A 16431-nucleotide genomic window follows, 5' to 3' on the forward strand; every position below is an offset into this window, starting at 1 on the left:
ATGGTTGCAACATGCTACCAAGAAAGTTACCGTCACTATTGGTAGCAAGATGAAACCGAATGTGCGGGGGTGCCGATGTCAGGTAACGGTGAGGCCGGAACACCACGGACCGAAGCCCGAAACGTGGAAGGTTCCGCGTTCGTCCTGTCCCGAGGCACCGTCATACTGTTCGCCGTCGCCTGTGGGGCCGCGGTTGCCAACGTCTACTTCTCCCAGCCGCTACTGGTGACGATGGGCCACGACCTCGCCATGAGCCCGGCACTTATCGGCAGCGTGGTCACCCTCACGCATGTCGGATACGGGCTGGGCCTCTTCTTCCTCGTGCCGCTGGGCGACCTGGCCGACCGCCGACGGCTCATCGTGGCCCAATTGGTGCTCCTGGTAGGGGCGCTGGCCGTGATAGCCGCCGCGCACACCGCAGTGATCCTGCTGGCGGGCATGGCGGTGATGGGGCTTCTCGCGGTCGTCACCCAGACGCTCGTGGCCTTCGCGACATCACTGGCGCCTCCAGCCATGCGGGGACGGGTCGTCGGTGTGGTCACCAGCGGCGTGGTCATCGGAATTCTGCTCGCCCGCACCGCGTCTGGCCTCATGGCCGATCTCGCGGGCTGGCGTTCCGTCTACCTCACCTCGGCGTTGCTCACCGCTCTGCTTGCCTTGGTCCTGTACCGAGTACTGCCGTCCCACAGCGACGCTCCGCCGGCATCTCTGCGCTACGGACAGCTCCTGCGCTCCACGATCGCCCTGTTCGCAGAGGAACGACTGCTGCGGTTGCGGGCTTTGTATGGTCTGTTGATCTTCGCTGCCTTCAGCACCTTGTGGAGCAGCATCGCGCTGCCGCTCAGTGAGGGCCCGTATTTCCTGCCCCACAGTGCGATCGGGGTGTTGGGGCTGATCGGTGTCGCCGGCGCCCTGGCCGCGACCGTGGCGGGCCGTCTGAACGACCGGGGACTCTCCCAACGGACCACCGGCATCGCCCTGACGCTGCTCGCCGCCTCGTGGCTGCCCTTGGCCTTCACCCGCAGCTCGCTCTGGGCCCTGGTCGTCGGGGTGATCCTTCTCGACCTCGCCGTGCAGGCGGTCCACGTCACCAATCAGACCCTGATCTACGCGTTGCGCCCGGACGCGGGCAGCCGGCTGATCGGCGGATACATGGTCTTCTACTCGATCGGCAGCGCTACCGGTGCCATCGCCGCGACCTCCCTCTACACGGTGGCCGGCTGGGGCGCCGTATGCACACTGGGTGCCGCGTTCAGCTGCCTCGGGCTCGCGCTGTGGGCGTTCACACGACGCAGCACCCCGGACCCCGTCGGCAAATGACCCCGCGCAGCGAATGGGCGAGGTTGGGTCAGAATCGGCTCTGGTCACCCGAACAGGTCCTGATCCAGATCGACTTGCTGACGCCAGCACATTGTAGGATCCGCAAGGTGGCAGAACTGATCAAGAACAGTGCGATCCCGCCTGACGATTGCTCGGACCAACCCACCCGCGACCAAGTCATTGGCCGGATCGCCGATCACCTTACGGCCCAGGACCCCGGGCATCCGCTTCGGGTCGCGGTGGACGGTATCACCGCCGCAGGGAAGACGACCCTGGCCCGTGCACTGGCATCTGCGGTCGCCGGTCGCGGCCGACCTGCGATTCACCTGTCCATGGACGGGTTCCACCACCCGCGCGCCCACCGCCACCGGCAGGGCCGCGACTCAGCAGCCGGCTACTACGAAGACGCCTACGACTTTCCCACGTTCGCACGGACAGTACTCATACCGATGGGCCCAGGAGGCGACCGCCGCTACCTCGGTCGCATCATCGACCTGGCCAGCGACCGGCGAATCGACGAACCCCCAGTCACCGCGCCGGCCGAAGCGGTGCTGATCGTGGACGGCAGCTTCCTCCAGCACAGCGAACTGGCCCACCTGTGGGATGAGGTCGTGTTCGCCGACACCAGCTTCCTCGTCGCCCGCCGACGCGGCACTACGAGGGACGCCGCACTCTTCGGTGGACTTGAACAGGCCGAGAAGGCCTTCGACAACCGTTATCACGCAGCCTGTCGGCAGTACCTGACCGAGGTCGACCCGGCCACGAGAGCAAGCATCGTCATCGGCAACGACGACATCGATCACCCTGAACTACGACGCATCGGCGACCTCTCACGGCCCCAATAGCCCGCATGGCCGTCCAGCCAGCCGATCCTCGCACCGATGTCCACCACCATTGGCAAGACAACGGCTTCTGGCACGAATATGGTCCCCACCCGTACCCACAACAACGAGTGAACTGGCCAGCAGCCACGTACTGCAACGGTGCTTGTTCTGATTGCTGGGCAGCTGTCATGAACTGTGCCCGCGTCGTTTGCACTGGCCGATGCGGGCTTGGCGGCGGCGTCGCCAGTTTGGGTGCTGGAGGGTGTCCGGTGAGCCCTCGGCCGGAGCACTTCATGGTGCACGAGGAGCAGGTGCTGTCCCAGATCCGCCGCTCGATCCTCGACCGCGAAGAAGCCTTGCGGTGCGTGAGCTGGGAGCGGCCGTGGGACTGCGCAGCCCAGCATCGTGCGTGTGCCTGGTGGCGAGTGTGCTGGCGCCGGTCGCACGGTTGAGGGTCCGTGCCTCCCCGTCGCCACCACCGGTGGCGAGCCACTGAGCCTTTCCCAACTTCACGTTGAGGGTGCGTGGCTCGCCCGACTACGACGTGACGTCGGTCCAGCACTGGTGATCAGCTGCGGTCTTCGACGCTGCTGTCGGTGATCGCCGCACCCAGGGCTGCATCTCGGGCGCGGCCTTCTTTGGGTCCGGGCGTTTGAGTCCCGGCTGCTGGCGTCCCCCCGGCCCTGCCATCAAATCCCCTCCGTTCACTACCCGTTCATTGGCGTTCACCGCTCACGAATGACAGAAAGGCCCGGTCATGCGGATGCGGCAGCCGCGATAACTGGGGCCGTACATAACGTCGTTCACGAAAGGTGGCGCCCCATGAGCGGGCTCTACAACATCGATTTGGTCGTGGGCCTCGTGGTGGCCCGCACCTTCCTGGCCCCTCTCGCACGAGCCGTCGTACTCACCGCCGCGCTGGCGCTCGTGCTGCGCGGAAGCAGCGCTGCCGAGCGTCCAGCCCTGCTGAATGCCTCGGCCCGGGTGCTGGTCTCCCTGCTGCCGGTCGCCCCGGGCGGGTCATGTCTATGGCCAAAGCGGCGCTCGCGAGGCTGACTGCCAGGGATTGGTCATTTCAGTGGGTGCTCTGCGAGAGCTTGACGGTTCTCGTTGCGCTTGAGTAGAGCTGTCTACTGCGGTCTGCACGATCACTCTCATGCTGTCGTGGCTTGCTGCATGGCCTGCCTGGTCACGGCTGAGCGCGGTGAACCCGTCCGATGCCGTCCAGCTGACCAGCGCGCCCGTAGACACCTCGGTCACCCGCAGCCCCGGTCGAGCTATCGGCCTGATCCAGTACCTGAAAGCCGGCCCCGACCAGGTAAGAACTCACCCACGCCACGAGTTCAGCCGGAGTACACGACACGCCCGTCGCCTGCCCACGAGAAGCCTGTTCGGACGGCGGCAGGATGCGGGGACCCTGGCCGCCGGGGACAAGGCGGTGGGCCGCCACCGGGTGGCCCACCCGTACACGCTGACGGCTCCCGCCCTGCGAACAGGGAGGGAGCCGTCTCAGGTGTGTCCGGAGGCGTTTTGCCTACCGCGGGTCATGCGTGGCGGTGCGAATGCCGCCGGCTGCCGGTGACGAGGCGGTAGAGGGCGAGCAGGATGACGGAGCCGGCGATCGCGGCGATCCAGGTGGAGAGTTCGAAGAACCCGTCGATGGAGTCGACGCCGAAGGCGACCTTGCCGAGCCAGCCGCCGAGCAGACCGCCGGCGATCCCGATGAGCATGGTGATGATGATGCCGCCGGGGTCCTTGCCCGGCATCAGGGCCTTGGCGATGGCGCCGGCGAGCAGGCCGATGATGATCCACGCGAGAATGCCCATGATGCTGCCTCTCCGTTCGTCAGATAAAGGTTGTGTCAGCTCATCGTGTGCACCAATCGCGCCCGAACAAACGTCTTCTCCCGAACCTGGCCGCGCCAGTTCCTGATCCCAGAGGAGTGGAACTGAGGGTGGTGTCCCGCCAAGTGGTGTAGAGAGCCGGGCCGTTTGAGTTTGGATACAGCTAGCCACCGCCTGGCCCACGAGCGCCAGGATCCGCTCCCGATGCTGCCCTCGGCGGTTGACGCGACCGCGGCAACGCTTCCGGGGCACCGCGGCCATGACCTGCGGAGTCTCGAACTCCGCATCTCTGCACCACTTCATGGGACACGCCCCAGGAACTGAGAGGGCGCGATGAGAGACGACAGCGCGCCAGCGCTCGCTGGAGCGGTGTGGTGGCGCTGCGGGCACCGCCCGTGGGACACCCTCACCACCGCCCTGACCAACCCGGGCGTTATTGACGCCTGGCATCAGTGCGACAAGGACCAGCGCCGCCGACGTGAGGAGCAACGGAACGCGAGCGCCAGGGGCAGGCCCAACGGCTGGCGCAGGACCGCGAGCGGATGGGCGAGGCCGCCCTCGTAGTCGATGGCCGTTTCGTCCGGCACCCGCCGCACGGCCTCCTCGATCTCCGGGAACGCCTGGGCCAGGTTGCTGTCGTTGCGGCTGCGGACGGTGACACGGCCGTCAGCCCACCGGCCGGCGAGCGCGCGGTAGCCGTCCCATTCCGGCTGTGCCGCCCACCCTGCAGGCAGTGCCGGGTCGTTGACCGGTTCGGCACGCATCGGCTCGGGCAGCGACCAGCCGGACGGCACAGACGGTGACCCTCGATGTGGGTGCGAGGTGCTTGAGATCCCAGGGCGTTCCATGGCGGCCATGCTGACTCCAAGCTAACCGGATAGGTCATCCGGATATGTGCTAGCGTCACCTCCAGCAATCGGATGACCTATCCGTTTTTGGAGGAGCGCATGAGGAAAGCTGTAGTCACCGCCGGGACGGCCGGAATCGGTTTGGAGACGGCGCTGGGGCTTGCCGCCGCCGGGTTCGCGGTCACCGTGGTGGGAAGGAGCGCCGACCGCGGTGCCCAAGCGGTGGACCGGATCAACGCCGCGGGCCCGGCGCAGCCTGCTCGGTTCCTGGCCGCCGACCTCTCCTCGCTCGACCAGGTGCGTGAACTGGCCGACCGGATCGCAGCCGAGCACCAGACCTCGGGGGATCCGCTGACGCTGCTGGTCAACAATGTCGGGGCGATGTTCCCCAACCGGCGCGAGTTGGGCGGTGTCGAGGCGTCGTTTGTCGTCAACCACCTCTCGCCATACCTGCTGACCGAACTGCTCCTGCCCACGCTGACGGCCGGTTCGCCGAGCAGGATCGTGAACGTGACCTCGGGTGCGGTCGGGGTCGCGAAGCGGGTGTTCGACGCCGTCGAACCGCCCGGCGGCTACTACGGCTTCCACTGGTACGGCCGCGCCAAGCTCGCCAACCTCGCCTACACCCTCGACCTTGCCGCGCGGCTTGAGGGCACAGGCGTATCGGTCTTCGCCGCCGACCCCGGAGGCGCCGCGACCGACATGACCAACGGCACCCTGACCGACCCGAAGATCGTCTCGCCCGCCCTGCGACTGCTGTGGCCGCTGGTGCGCCGCAAGTTCGAACGGTCCACGTCCGGCCCGGCGTCCGCGGCAGCCAGACCATCGATCGTCGCCGCCACCGACGACGTGCTGATCGGCAAGACCGGAGTCGTCATCGGTCCCCAAGCGCGTCCGGTCGACCCGTTCCGCCCGGCCACCGACCGCCGCGTCGTCGAAGCAGTGCGCCGGCTCAGCGAAGCCCACGCTCCCGCCGCGGCCGGGTAGGCGGGCGCTACGCCTGTGCCGGTGGACCTGGGACCAGCCCGTCTGGACCCCACGATGCCGGCCCAGGACGTCCTGCTCGCCCAGGATCTGACCCAGTTGACCATGAGCTCGCCGGTGCTGAACTCCCTCATCTCAAAGCAGGTGCACGCCGCCGCCGAGCAGGCCGCCGCACCGGGGCCCAGGTCGGCCTGGGCCCCGGTGCCGACGTGCGCTCAGACCTCGCCCTGCTCACCGTCGCGACCCTCGTCGTTGTCACCACCGCCGATACCTGATATCCGCCGCCCTCACGTACCACCTGCCTGAGGCCATTCGCGGCGCGCGGACTGCCGAGCCCGCCACCGGGTGCCTGCCCTTCCTGGAGCAGCCCATGGAGTGGCTGGAGATCATCACCGGCTTCCTCGGCCGACGGCAGGACCGGGGGCTGAAAGACCTCGCGCGCGGGTGGGCCGCACGTCCCACCCGTCGCGGCGCCGACCTGCCGGCCGGGAACGCCCGCGTATGATCGAACGCCGAACGCACATGACGGGACACGCGACAGAGACTGGCCACACATGACGACCACACAGCTACGCAAGGACGCTGCCCGCAACTGGGACCGGATCGTCGCCATCGCCCGCGCCCTGGTCGACCAGGGCGTCACGCTGCAGCTCAACGATGTCGCCCGCCGTGCCGGACTCGGGGTCGGCACCGTCTACCGGCACTTCGCCACCCCCGAGGCGCTGCTGGAGACCGTGGCCACCCCCTGCCTGGAAGCCCTGGCCGCCCACGGCGAACAGGCACTGGCCGACGCGGACCCCTGGCGCGCACTCGAAGGCTTCCTGACTCGGACCCTCGACGCGCAGATCACCGACGCCTCCCTGGCCCTGGTCACCGCCGCACCGACCGACGCTCTCCCACGGACCACGGAGCTCAGGCAGTCGCTGACAACGACCGGCACCGAGCTCCTCAAGCGGGCCCGCGAGGCCGCGGTGGTCCGTCCGGATCTGTCCGCTGCCGATCTCGTCCCGCTGATGTGCGGCATCGCCCACGCCGTCACCGTCCACGGCGGCACTCCTGCCGACCGGATCGAGACAGCACACCGCTACCTCGCCGCACTGCTCGGCGGTCTGCGGGCTGCCCCGTCGAGCACGTGACCCGCCTCTCGCCACCAGGGTGATCCTCGGCGTCCTGTTCGCCACCGGGTTCCTGCACCGTCACTCTGCTCGATTGAGACGGAATCGTCCGGAGCAAGGCCGCGGACGGTTGCTCGACCCGACTTCGCTCTTTTCGATCCACATTCGACCGCCATCCCCCTGGGGAACCGTGACCGCATGGGTGGGGAATTCCGTGACGCGATGCCTGAAGCGCGGCGTAGCGGCCGCTGAAGGGACGGTCCGTCAGGTCCCGGTCGTGCATGCGCAGCAGGTCGAACGCGACCAGGTGCGCCTTGTTGGTGGGTGGCCATGGCGTGTCGCGTTCGGTGCGGATAGGGGGGCCGATGAGGGTGTCGAGGTCGAAAGCCCGGGCCGAACAAGCCACCACCGGCTGAAACACCGGCTATTGCCAGACCATCAGCACGCTCTAGGATTCCCAGCAGAGGATCCGGTTCCGTTCTCGGGAACCGGTCTGGCCTGCTAGCGCGGGCCCTGTCTTCTGACCCCAAGCCCCCGGGTCTGGAGAGATACCCGAACCGCAGGGAAACCGGAGCCCACGTCCCGCGAACGGTCCGCGGCTCCGGTCCCTCGTCCTCCGGTCCGGTGGGGCGAACTCCCGCTTGCCCCACGGCCGTGGGGACGATCCTGCGCGAGGCCTCGCGTCATGGGACGACGCGAGCCTTCGCGCCGGCGGCCGCTGCTCTCGCCGATGGGCGGCGGCCGCCACACTCAACCGTTCCCGCAGTGCCCGCTTCACCTACCCGTGTGGGCTAACCATGCACGGCACATCCGGGCAATGACCACATCCTCTTCACTGCCCGGACGCGAGGCTGCGCAGACCCGAGACGACAGCCACCGGGAAGTGCCCGCGCGGGCCGGCCGCACAGGCCCGCAGCCGGTGGCGTCCCGCCGACGACCGGCAAAGGCGCGGCGGCACCCGCGATCCCGCCGCGGCTTCCCCGACAGGGCATCCCAGCGCGGCAGCCACAACCTGTGGGCGCTGCGGCCGCGTGTCACCCCGCCGTCCCGGCGGCGTGCGACACTCCCTCGCCCGCCATCCTCCTCCCCTCCACGGCAAAAGGAGCGGAGCCGGTCGGTCCGGAACAGGCCGAACGGCTCCTCAGCCGTTGCCAGTTCACCCACCTGCCGGCGCTCGAGCCCCCGCTTCGCCGCCGTGTGAGGTCCGAGCACGATCGACGACCGGCATTCAGCATTCACCGAGAGATGCACAGCCAGAACCCGCAGCACGGCAGGCGCGCAGCCCGCTGTCGACCCGACCATTCCCGCGCCGAGTCCCCTGCCGACGCGTCAAGCGTTCGCGCCGATATTCACCCCAACGGGGGCATCTGACGGTCCGGAACCGTTTCTGCGCTCCCATTGCCGCAGGTCATCTCTCTACGCTCCTCCGCATATCGTCACCCCAGCCCCTGGTGGCCTTCGACCAACTGCCCGGGAGCGGGCAGCCCGCTGCCACGAGGTGATGCCACCGTGATCGTCAGTGATGCCCCGTGCTCCACCGAGCACCTGACTGCCTACCAGCACCGCGGCTGCACCGTCCTCGCATTCCATGGCGAGATAGACATCGCCGCCGCCATCGCGATCCGACCGCACCTGACGGACCTGGCCACCTCACCGACACCCTCGATCGTGATCGATCTGACCCCGACGTCGTTCTTCGACTGCTCCGGGGTCGCTCTGCTGTGCTGCGCCCGGCGACGGATCCGCGCCCGCGGCGGGAGCCTCCATCTGGTCTGTCCTCACCCGCTCACCTTGCGGATCTTGCACGTGCTCGGACTCGACGACCTGCTCCACCCGGTGCGCACCTTGGAAGACGCGTTGGCCGGAACCTGGCAGGGGGCCATGTAGGCGCGGGCTGGAGCCGCATCGCCGACTACGCGGCTCCAGCCCTGCCCACCGGCGACGGGGCATCTCCCGCGCTGGCGTCGGCGGGCACTCTGCGCGAGGACTCAAGGCTGGGCCGGTCCTCGTGCCGGGCCGCCGCTCATGCGGCGGCCCGGCTACCGGAAAGCCTCTCACCGCAGGCGTCCCGTGTCCTGCGTGACGACGAGCCTTGTGAGGGGAGTTGACCGCGATTCCAGCGGCGGAGGGCGGCAGGTCACCCGGCCGCAAGCAGCAGTGCGGCCAGCACGGTGACCGCGGCCACGGCCACGATGACCGTCCGCGCCTGTTCCAGCAGGGTCGGCGGGCCACCTGTCCCGGCAGGTGATCACCCCGGCTGTCGCGGCCGGGGACGACGCAGCCGGCGCCGAGAAGCTCACGGCACCCCGGGCAGTCACCATCGTCGTCGTTCATCCAGTACGCACGCCCAGGTCAGGGCGTGGGAGGAATGGCGTGGTTGAGGGGTTGCAGGTTGCCGTGGAGGGCGGCGTGGAGTGCGGCCGCGAGCTCACGGGCCCGCTCCTGGCTCGCTACGTTGTGCATCATGAAGTAGACAGGCCCCATGTAGGCGTCGGCACCGGCCTCACGGTGGTGGACCAGGCGGGTGATCGCGGCGCGGATGGCGTCGTTCACGGTGTCGTCGACCAGGTGTCCGGGGCCGGCGGTGAGGGTGTCGGCCTTCACGGTCCAGCGCGGACCGTCCGTTTCGATGGCGACGAACACGGCGCCGTCCGCCATGGCCCGTCGGTATGCCTGGTGGAACGCTTCCGTGCCACTGGCATCGGGGATGAGGTGGGCGGGGCAGGGAACCGGCAGTGGCTGCATGAGGGAAGTGTGCAAGACGTCTGGAAAGCTCATGCTCTTTGACACTCGTGGAGTCAAGCGCTGCGTAGGGCGTCCAGGGCGAGGCAGGAGGGCGTCTCCAGGTCGGGCCGCAGATACGACGGCGGTGTCCCGGTGAGACGTTTGGGAGGGGTGTTGTGGATGGTCTTGAGGTCGAGACGGTCGCCTCCGGCCGCGGCTTGGTGGGGCGGGTCAGCGGCGAGATGGACTATCTGCGCGAGTCGTGGTTCCGCGGGCGGTTCACGGAGCTGATCGCGCGGGGGAGCCGCCTTTTCGTGCTGGATCTGTCCGGGCCGCGACGACGGCTCCCGCCATCGGCCACCGGCGGTCGCCGAACGGGGCGTGGTGTTCCCGGCCCGCGGTCGGCTTGGGTGGATATCCGGTCACGTGGGCGGGCCTTTGCGGTCGAATGCGACGTCGGTTTCGGCGAGTCAGGGTTCGTGGGGAGGTACGACGTTCTCCAGCGGCTCACCCGCGAGGTGGTGGAGGATCTGGGTGCGGATCAGCCGCAGAGCGCGTGGGCGAAACGCCGAGCTGTTGCCTCCGACGTGAGGACTGATGAGTGTGTGGGGCGCGTTCCACAGCGGGTGCCCGGCCGGGAGCGGCTCGGGGTCCGTGACGTCGAGGGCGGCGTGCAGTCTGCCGGTGGAGACTTCTGTGAGCAGTGCGCCGGTGTCCACCACGGCGCCCCTGGAGACGTTCACCAGCAGGGAGTGGTCCGGCATGGCGGCGAGGAAGCGGGCGTCCACCAGGCCACGCGTCCGGTCGGTGAGGGGGACGGTGAGGATCACCACGTCGGCCCGGGGCAGCAGCTCGGGCAGCTCGTCGATCGCGTGGACGCGTCCGCGCGGGGTGGAACGGGCTGTGCGAGCGACGCGCAGGAACGCGCACTCGAAGGGGGCGATCCGGTCCTCGATCGCGGCGGCGATCGAGCCGTAGCCGACGAGCAGGACCGTGCGGTCCGCGAGCGCGGGGCGGAACCCGCTGCGCCAGTCCTGGATGTCCTGGGCGCGCACGAAGTCGGGGATGCCGCGCAGGGACGCGAGCGTCAGTGTCACGGCCAGTTCGGCGGTGCTGGTGTCGTGGACTCCCCTGGCGTTGCAGAGGGCGACGCCGGCGGGAACGTGCTCCACCAGGTCGTCGACGCCGGCTGACAGGGACTGGACGACCCGCAGCCGCGGCATGCCCGCGAGGACCGGTACGGCCGCATCTGTACGGGCGTACGGAATGACGAAGAACTCCACGGTGGCGACGGTCTCCGCCTCCGGTGGGCTGCCGGTGCCGTCCCACACCCTGACGGGCAGGGCGTGGGGCAGACCGCGCACGTCCGAAGCCGGGTAGGGCAGCAGGAACCGGGGGGCGCTCGGGTCAGCGGGACGGTCCAGGGGAGTCACGGCCCGAACGTAAAGCATCGGGTATCGACAAGAGCGTGGACTCGACCGGGACCGTCCGCCGCATCCTCGTTCGGACGCACGGAAGCGACGGTCCGCGGGGATGATCGGGGGACGGTGCCCGCTTCGGCCCCATCGACGGGTCACGCGCCCGCCCAGGCGGGGAGCGTCAGCGCCCCGGCGCCGATGATCTCGGCGTGGCAGGCACGGTCGAGGTATCCGATAGTGGACGCGGGGGCTCTCTGGAGAATTCGGAGCCGTAATGGACCGCTACCCTCCCATTGCCGAGCACGGCCTGGTGGGCGACCTGCAGACAGCGGCGCTCGTGTCGTCGCAGGGCGTCGTCGACTGGTTCGCGGCGCCGAGGTTCGACTCGCCCAGCATCTTCGCCGCGTTGCTCGACCACGACGGCGGCGGATACCTCCGGCTGGCGCCCGAACGCCCGGAGGGGACCTGCAAGCAGCTGTACTACCCGGACACGGCGATCCTGGTGACCCGGTTCCTGTCGCCGGACGGGGTGGGCGAGGTCCTCGACTTCATGCCGCCCGACCGGACCCGGACCGCCACCGACCGGCACACCTTGGTCCGCATGGTCCGCGCCGTGCGGGGCAGCGTCGACTTCACGCTGGAATGCCGGCCCCGTTTCGACTACGGCAGGGCCGAGCACAAGCTCGAACTGGGTGAGAAGGGGGCCGTGTTCCGGGCGCCCGGCATCGACGGCCACCTGCAGAGCACCTTTCCACTGGAGCGGGACGGCCAGGACGTGTGCGGGAAGGTGACGCTGAGAGCAGGCGAGTCCGGTGGTGTCGTGTTCACCGTCTGCGAGTCAGGCGGCGACGCGCCCGCACCCCCCACCGTCGACTGGTTTCACGAGCAGTTCGAGGAGGTCAGCCAGTTCTGGCGGCACTGGCTGCGCAGGTCCCGATATCGGGGGCGGTGGCCCGAGCTGGTACACCGCTCGGCCATCACCCTCAAGCTCCTCACCTACGCCCCCACCGGCGCGCTGATCGCGGCAGCCACCATGGGTCTGCCTGAACAGGTGGGCGGGGAGCGTAACTGGGATTACCGGTTCACCTGGGTACGCGACGGCGCGCTGTCTGTACGAGCGATGCTGGAACTCGGCTTCGTCGAGGAGGCCACGGCATTCGTCCACTGGCTGGTGGACAGGCTTCAGGAGCGCGCGGGTATGGAGGGGGAGCCGCTCCAGACGATGTACCGGATCGACGGCGACCCCGATCTGCCGGAAGAGACACTCCATCACTTCGAGGGGTACCGCGGCTCCGCGCCCGTCCGCATCGGCAACGGTGCCGCCGATCAGCTCCAGTTGGACATCTACGGCGAGGCTCTCTACGCCGTCTCCCAGGGGGCCGAGATCGCGCAGCAGGCCGGCTCCAAGGGCTGGCATGCGCTGGCCCGGACGCTGGACTGGTTCGCCGGCGCCTGGGACCGGCCGGACGAGGGCATCTGGGAGACCAGAGGCGGCCGCAAGGACTTCACCTACAGCCGGGTCATGTCGTGGCTGGCTTTCGACCACGGGCTGCAGCTCGCTGAGCGTTTCCGCCGGCCCGCCGACCTGGAGCGGTGGCGCACGGCCCGGGACGCGGTGTTCGAGCAGGTGATGGAGCGCGGCTGGAGCGAGAAGGAGGGCGCCTTCGTCCAGCACTACGACGGGGACGTGCTGGACGCCTCGCTGCTTCTCATGCCTCTCGTCGGCTTCATCGCTCCTCGGGACCAGGCGTGGCTCTCCACGCTCGACGCGATGGACCGCAAGCTCGTCTCCGACAGCCTCGTCTACCGCTACGACCCTGCCGCGTCACCGGACGGCCTGCGCGGTTCGGAGGGCACGTTCAGCCTGTGTACCTTCCTGTACGTCGACGCTCTCGCGCGGGCGGGCCGTGTCTCTCAGGCCCGGTACACCTTCGAGAAGATGCAGACCTACGCCAACCACGTGGGCCTGTTCGCCGAGGAGGTCGGTCCCAGCGGGGAACAGCTGGGCAATTTTCCCCAGGCGTTCACCCACCTGTCCCTGATCATGGCCGCCATTACCCTCGACAAGGCACTCGACGCCGAACTCGGACGCTGAGCGGTGGTCACACGATCCGGTCAGACAGACGGTCCCACGCTGACCTCGGCAGAGTTCGCCGCGCTCTACCGGCGGCTTTCGGCGAGTGCGTCCTGGGCCGGCGGCCAGCGGGGTGCCCTGGTCGCGCTCACTGACGCCCGGGTAGCGGCCGCCGGCCGCGAGGTACGGACCGGCCGCACGGTCACGCTCGCCGCACGGGTGGAGACGTCATCAGGACCGGACAACCCGGAACCGGCCAGGCACGAGATGAAGGGCCACGCGAACAGCGGATCCGACGGCGGACTGGACTTCGCCATGGACCGCTTCGCGATGAACGTGCACGGGGACGCCGACAGCCACATCGACGCCCTCTGCCACGTGATCTACGACGGCACCCTCCACGGAGGCGTGGCGGCGAGCAGCGTCACACCTGACGGCGCCACGGCGCTCTCCGTCGAGGCGGCTCACAACGGGATCGTGGGACGCGGTGTGCTGCTGGACATCCCCAGGCTGCGCGGAGTCCCGTGGCTCGAGCCGGGTGACCACGTGACCGCCGACGATCTCGCCGCGGCCGAGACCGCCCAGGGCGTCCGTGTGAGCGAGGGCGACCTCCTGTTCGTCCGCGTCGGCCACCGCCGGCGTCGCGCCGAATTGGGAGCGTGGCACACCGCGAAGTGGCGTGCGGGCCTCCACCCGTCCGCGATGGAGTTCCTCGCCCAGCGGCGGGTCGCCGTGCTCGGCGGCGACGGCAACAACGACACGGCCCCGAGCTCCACCGAGGGCGTCGACTTCCCCGTGCACGTCCTGGCCATCCACGCCATGGGCGTGCACCTGCTGGACTACCTCCAGTTCGAGGATCTGAAACAGGCCTGCGAGGCGGAGGGGCGTTGGTCCTTCCTGTGCGTCATCGCACCCCTGCGGCTGCCGCATGCCACCGGCTCACCGGTCAATCCGATCGCCGTCTTCTGAGGAGCATCACGGAGACAGCCCCTGCCGTGCCCACCGTCCTCGTGGTCATGGGCGTGGCGGGCACGGGGAAGTCCACCGTGGGCGCCCTGCTCGCGCAGCGGCTGTCGCTGCCCTTCCTGGAGGCGGACGACCTGCACCCGGCCGCGAACCGGGCCAAGATGGCGCAGGGCCGGCCGCTCGACGACGAGGACCGCCGCCCGTGGCTGATGGCCCTCGCCGACTGGGTCAGCAAGGCCACCGAATCGGGCCGCGGCGGGGTCGTGGCGTGCTCGGCACTCAAACAGGCATACCGTGACTTGTTCCTGCGCGCGGGTAGCGGCGTCTGGTTCCTCTACCTGGCGCTCGACCCGACGGTCGCGCAACAGCGGGTCGCAAGGCGCACGGGCCACTTCATGCCGGCCCGGCTGGAGCAGTCCCAGTACGCCGTTCTCGAACCCCTGCGGTCCGACGAACCGGGGCTGACGGTGAACGCCGACGCCACCCCCCAGGCCATCGTGGACGAGGCGGCCACCGCACTCCCGGCGCCCCGCTGAGCGGCCTCGCACTGTCCGCACGCCGTCGAGTCGCTGCTCCCGAGAGGGACCGGTAGCTTCAAAAGAGCCACCGAACCGATCACGCGGACGCGCTCCTTGTACGCCGCACACCGCGCCCCTCAGGACGGGCGCCACGGCCAGGACGCCCCGCGACTCCAAGAACGGGATCTCCGCATGGCTGACGACCAGCACTACGACGTCATCGTCATCGGCACCGGAGCCGGCGGCGGCACCCTCGCACACCGGCTGGCCCCCACCGGCAAGCGGATCCTGATCCTGGAACGTGGCGACTACCTGCCGCGGGAGCGGGACAACTGGGACTCCACCGCCGTCTTCGTCAAGGGCAAGTACCGTGCGCCGGAGTTCTGGTACGACAAGCACGGCAACGAGTTCCCGCCGGAGGTCAACTACTACGTCGGGGGCAACACCAAGTTCTACGGAGCCGCGCTCTTCCGGCTGCGTCCCGAGGACTTCGGCGAGCTGCGTCACCACGACGGCGTCTCACCCGCGTGGCCGATCCGCTACGAGGACCTGGAGCCGTACTACACGCAGGCGGAGCAGCTGTACATGGTGCACGGACGGCACGGCGAGGACCCCACCGCCGGTCCGGCGAGCGGCCAGTATCCCCACCCGCCGGTGGAGCACGAGCCGCGCATCCAGCAGCTCAGCGACGATCTGGAGAAGCAGGGGCTGCACCCCTTCCACCTGCCCATCGGCGTGAACTTGACGCAGGACGACAACGGCCGGGCCACGCACGCCAGCGCCTGTATCCGCTGCGAGCGGGTCGACGGTTTCCCCTGCCTGCTGGGTGCCAAGTCCGACGCCCAGGTGATCTGCGTCGATCCTGCGCTGAAGCACGACAACGTCACCCTCCTCACGGGCGCCAACGTGCGGCGCCTCGAGACCGATCCCACGGGACGCTCTGTCACCGCAGTCGTGGCGGAGTTCGACGACGCAAGCACTCGGGTGTTCAGCGCCGACATCGTCGTCGTGGCCTGCGGAGCGGTCAACTCGGCCGCACTGCTGCTGCGCTCGGCGAACGACAGGCATCCCGGCGGACTGGCCAACAGCTCGGACGTGGTGGGCCGCCATTACATGCGGCACAACAACCTGGCGCTGATGGCGGTGTCGAAGGAGCCGAACCCCACCAGGTTCCAGAAGACGCTGGCGCTGAACGACTGGTATCTCGGGGCGGACGACTGGGACTTCCCGCTCGGCGGTATCCAGATGCTGGGCAAGTCGGACGCCGACCAGATCCACGGCGAGGCGCCGCGCTGGGCCGGCGCCGTCATGCCGGACATGCCGTTCGAGATGCTCGCGCACCACGCCGTCGACTTCTGGCTTTGCGGGGAGGATCTGCCGCTGCCGGAGAGCCGGGTCACCCTGGACAAGGACGGTGGCATCCACCTGGCCCTCGACGAGAAGAACAACATCGCCGGCCTCAAGCGCCTGCGCCACAAGCTCCAGGGCATGCTCGGACACCTGGGCATGCACGAGCACCATCTGCTGGATCACAGCATCTACCTGCACAAGGGCATGCCCATCGGCGCCACCGCCCACCAGGCCGGCACGATCCGGTTCGGCGACGACCCCAACAGCTCCGCGCTGGACGTCGACTGCAAGGCACACGATCTGGACAACCTGTACGTCGTCGACACGAGCTTCTTCCCGAGCATCGGGGCGGTGAACCCGTCCCTGACCGCCATCGCCAACGCCCTGCGGGTCGGCGACCGCATCGCGGCCCGCCTGGGCTGAGGCGGACCGGGGGCACGCGGGAG

At 69.1% G+C, this 16431-nt stretch carries 15 protein-coding genes; 11 read left to right on the top strand and 4 right to left on the bottom strand.

Going from position 1 to position 16431, the window contains the following annotated elements; genetic code table 11:
• Positions 1–75 precede the first annotated feature (75 nt).
• From OG381_RS46400 to OG381_RS46410, 3 genes are all read left to right on the top strand, one after another.
• Positions 76–1320, top strand: a complete 1245-nt coding sequence (locus OG381_RS46400) for an MFS transporter (RefSeq protein WP_443062004.1) — start codon at positions 76–78, stop codon at positions 1318–1320.
• Positions 1317–2165 (top strand): hypothetical protein, encoded by an 849-nt coding sequence (locus tag OG381_RS46405; protein ID WP_327722016.1) that lies wholly within the window; start codon positions 1317–1319, stop codon positions 2163–2165. The genes OG381_RS46400 and OG381_RS46405 overlap by 4 nt, the downstream gene beginning before the upstream one ends.
• A gap of 801 nt (positions 2166–2966) precedes the next feature.
• Complete coding sequence (locus tag OG381_RS46410) at positions 2967–3200, top strand: hypothetical protein (RefSeq protein ID WP_327722017.1); 234 nt, start codon at positions 2967–2969, stop codon at positions 3198–3200.
• Positions 3201–3688: 488 nt separating this feature from the next.
• Here OG381_RS46410 and OG381_RS46415 read toward each other — a convergent pair whose 3' ends face one another.
• Positions 3689–3970, bottom strand: a complete 282-nt coding sequence (locus OG381_RS46415) for a GlsB/YeaQ/YmgE family stress response membrane protein (RefSeq protein WP_327722018.1) — start codon at positions 3968–3970, stop codon at positions 3689–3691.
• 467 nt (positions 3971–4437) lie between these two features.
• Entirely contained in the window at positions 4438–4782 is a 345-nt protein-coding gene (locus OG381_RS46420) for a hypothetical protein (protein ID WP_327722019.1), read from the bottom strand.
• A gap of 153 nt (positions 4783–4935) precedes the next feature.
• Between OG381_RS46420 and OG381_RS46425 the strand changes: the two genes are divergently transcribed.
• The 4 genes from OG381_RS46425 to OG381_RS46440 all read left to right on the top strand — a co-directional run bounded on the left by OG381_RS46425 (position 4936) and on the right by OG381_RS46440 (position 8822).
• Positions 4936–5823, top strand: coding sequence for an SDR family NAD(P)-dependent oxidoreductase (locus OG381_RS46425; RefSeq protein WP_327722020.1), 888 nt, complete (start codon positions 4936–4938; stop codon positions 5821–5823).
• Positions 5824–6190: 367 nt separating this feature from the next.
• Entirely contained in the window at positions 6191–6325 is a 135-nt protein-coding gene (locus OG381_RS46430) for a hypothetical protein (protein ID WP_327722021.1), read from the top strand.
• 49 nt (positions 6326–6374) lie between these two features.
• Positions 6375–6956: a TetR/AcrR family transcriptional regulator gene (locus OG381_RS46435; RefSeq protein WP_327722022.1), complete on the top strand. Its 582-nt coding sequence runs from the start codon at positions 6375–6377 to the stop codon at positions 6954–6956.
• A 1488-nt stretch (positions 6957–8444) separates the two neighbouring features.
• Positions 8445–8822, top strand: coding sequence for an STAS domain-containing protein (locus OG381_RS46440; RefSeq protein ID WP_327722023.1), 378 nt, complete (start codon positions 8445–8447; stop codon positions 8820–8822).
• 465 nt (positions 8823–9287) lie between these two features.
• Here the strand turns inward: OG381_RS46440 and OG381_RS46445 are convergent, their stop codons facing one another.
• Together OG381_RS46445 and OG381_RS46450 are read right to left on the bottom strand one after the other, a co-directional pair.
• Positions 9288–9680: a hypothetical protein gene (locus OG381_RS46445; RefSeq protein WP_327722024.1), complete on the bottom strand. Its 393-nt coding sequence runs from the start codon at positions 9678–9680 to the stop codon at positions 9288–9290.
• A 449-nt stretch (positions 9681–10129) separates the two neighbouring features.
• Positions 10130–11092: a 2-hydroxyacid dehydrogenase gene (locus tag OG381_RS46450; protein WP_327722025.1), complete on the bottom strand. Its 963-nt coding sequence runs from the start codon at positions 11090–11092 to the stop codon at positions 10130–10132.
• 259 nt (positions 11093–11351) lie between these two features.
• Between OG381_RS46450 and OG381_RS46455 the strand changes: the two genes are divergently transcribed.
• From OG381_RS46455 to OG381_RS46470, 4 genes are all read left to right on the top strand, one after another.
• Complete coding sequence (locus OG381_RS46455) at positions 11352–13172, top strand: glycoside hydrolase family 15 protein (protein ID WP_327722026.1); 1821 nt, start codon at positions 11352–11354, stop codon at positions 13170–13172.
• A 3-nt stretch (positions 13173–13175) separates the two neighbouring features.
• Positions 13176–14120, top strand: a complete 945-nt coding sequence (locus tag OG381_RS46460; protein ID WP_327722027.1) for a cyclase family protein — start codon at positions 13176–13178, stop codon at positions 14118–14120.
• Positions 14121–14167: 47 nt separating this feature from the next.
• Positions 14168–14653, top strand: a complete 486-nt coding sequence (locus OG381_RS46465; protein ID WP_327722741.1) for a gluconokinase — start codon at positions 14168–14170, stop codon at positions 14651–14653.
• 174 nt (positions 14654–14827) lie between these two features.
• Entirely contained in the window at positions 14828–16408 is a 1581-nt protein-coding gene (locus tag OG381_RS46470; RefSeq protein WP_327722028.1) for a GMC family oxidoreductase, read from the top strand.
• The last annotated feature ends 23 nt before the right edge of the window (positions 16409–16431 follow it).

It is taken from the genome of Streptomyces sp. NBC_00490, from assembly GCF_036013645.1.
GTDB classification, from domain to species: Bacteria; Actinomycetota; Actinomycetes; order Streptomycetales; family Streptomycetaceae; genus Streptomyces; species Streptomyces canus_F.

Excerpts from the sequence above, each read along its gene's own strand:
- OG381_RS46400 (WP_443062004.1), top strand. The coding sequence starts at position 76 with ATGTCAGGTAACGGTGAGGCCGGAACACCACGGACCGAAGCCCGAAAC.
- OG381_RS46405 (WP_327722016.1), top strand. The coding sequence starts at position 1,317 with ATGACCCCGCGCAGCGAATGGGCGAGGTTGGGTCAGAATCGGCTCTGG.
- OG381_RS46410 (WP_327722017.1), top strand. The coding sequence starts at position 2,967 with ATGAGCGGGCTCTACAACATCGATTTGGTCGTGGGCCTCGTGGTGGCC.
- OG381_RS46415 (WP_327722018.1), bottom strand. The coding sequence starts at position 3,970 with ATGGGCATTCTCGCGTGGATCATCATCGGCCTGCTCGCCGGCGCCATC.
- OG381_RS46425 (WP_327722020.1), top strand. The coding sequence starts at position 4,936 with ATGAGGAAAGCTGTAGTCACCGCCGGGACGGCCGGAATCGGTTTGGAG.
- OG381_RS46430 (WP_327722021.1), top strand. The coding sequence starts at position 6,191 with ATGGAGTGGCTGGAGATCATCACCGGCTTCCTCGGCCGACGGCAGGAC.
- OG381_RS46435 (WP_327722022.1), top strand. The coding sequence starts at position 6,375 with ATGACGACCACACAGCTACGCAAGGACGCTGCCCGCAACTGGGACCGG.
- OG381_RS46445 (WP_327722024.1), bottom strand. The coding sequence starts at position 9,680 with ATGCAGCCACTGCCGGTTCCCTGCCCCGCCCACCTCATCCCCGATGCC.
- OG381_RS46455 (WP_327722026.1), top strand. The coding sequence starts at position 11,352 with ATGGACCGCTACCCTCCCATTGCCGAGCACGGCCTGGTGGGCGACCTG.
- OG381_RS46465 (WP_327722741.1), top strand. The coding sequence starts at position 14,168 with ATGGGCGTGGCGGGCACGGGGAAGTCCACCGTGGGCGCCCTGCTCGCG.
- OG381_RS46470 (WP_327722028.1), top strand. The coding sequence starts at position 14,828 with ATGGCTGACGACCAGCACTACGACGTCATCGTCATCGGCACCGGAGCC.